The sequence below is a fragment of the Kitasatospora sp. NPDC085895 genome (genome assembly GCF_040702125.1).
GTDB classification, from domain to species: Bacteria; Actinomycetota; Actinomycetes; order Streptomycetales; family Streptomycetaceae; genus Kitasatospora; species Kitasatospora arboriphila.
The window spans coordinates 1-1,103 of sequence record NZ_JBFBJY010000249.1 but is presented as its reverse complement, the minus strand read 5'-3'; the positions used below and the strand labels follow the sequence as shown (position 1 = coordinate 1,103).

Annotated in this window: 2 protein-coding genes; both read left to right on the top strand. The window is 58.1% G+C overall.

Features of this window, described 5'->3' with window-relative positions:
- A partial coding sequence (locus AB0442_RS42610; RefSeq protein ID WP_366168869.1) for a PD-(D/E)XK nuclease-like domain-containing protein occupies positions 1-827 on the top strand: 827 nt, incomplete at its 5' end.
- An 11-nt stretch (positions 828-838) separates the two neighbouring features.
- Positions 839-1,103 (top strand): recombinase RecT (locus tag AB0442_RS42605; RefSeq protein WP_366168868.1); only part of this gene is annotated, 265 nt, incomplete at its 3' end.

Below are 1,103 nucleotides of genomic sequence, written 5' to 3'. Positions count from 1 at the left end.
CAAAAATCACCGCCACGGCGATGAAAGCCTGCATCAAAGAGTACAACGCCACCCTGCCGGCGCCGTTGAAAACCACCGGCAGCCGCGACGCACTGCTGGAACAGTTGGCGACCATCGATCCGGAGTTTGTCGAGAAAGAGCGCGCGATTCCGGCGCCGTTGCCGGTCAGCGGCAGCAAAGAGGATATGGCCGCGCGTATCAAAACGATTTTGCCAACTGCGGTATTCGCCGACGAAGTGATCAGCGCCTGGAAAAATAGCAACGACCAGCGCCAGCCGATCACGCAGGCGCAGATGAAACACGCCAAGGCAATTCAGCGCGCCCTGTTCACCCACCCATCGGCCGGACAGTTGTTGCAGCACCCACAACGCGCGGTTGAGGTGAGCTATTTCGGCATCGATGAAGAAACCGGCCTCGAACTGCGCGTACGTCCCGATCTTGAGATTGAGGCCGGCGGACTGCGTACCGGCTTTGACCTGAAAACCGTCAGCATGGGTAACGTCAAGCAAAGCGCCCTGCGCGCCCGCCTGCACCGTGAAATCATCGAGCGCGATTACCACCTGAGCGCGGGCATGTATTGCGATGTTGCGGCGCTGGATCAGTTCTTCTGGATTTTCGTCAACAAGGATGAGCACTACCACTGGGTCGCCATCGTGGAGGCCTCCGCTGACTTGCTCGAACTCGGCCGCCTTGAGTACCGCAAAACCCTGCGGGATATCAAACAGGCACAGGATACCGGCGTGTGGCCAGAACCGATCACCGAAGAAATCGTGGACGACATTAACGACTTTGACCAGCGCCGCATGGAAGCGCTGCGCGTAGCCTAAGGAGCATACCAATGAGCAACCAACTTGCACTGATCCAGAAAGACCTGGCAGAACAGCTGGCACCGGCAAAGGAGATTTTGCCGAGCCACGTCAGCTTTGAAAAATTTACCAGCGCCGCCGCCGTGGCGCTGGCCAATAACAAAGACCTGTATGGCGCCGACCGCCAGAGCGTGATTAACGCCCTGTCATCTTGTGCTAAAGACGGGCTGATCCCTGATGGGCGCGAGGCGGCCCTTGTCGTTTACAAATCGAAAAACGCCGATGGTCAGTGGATCC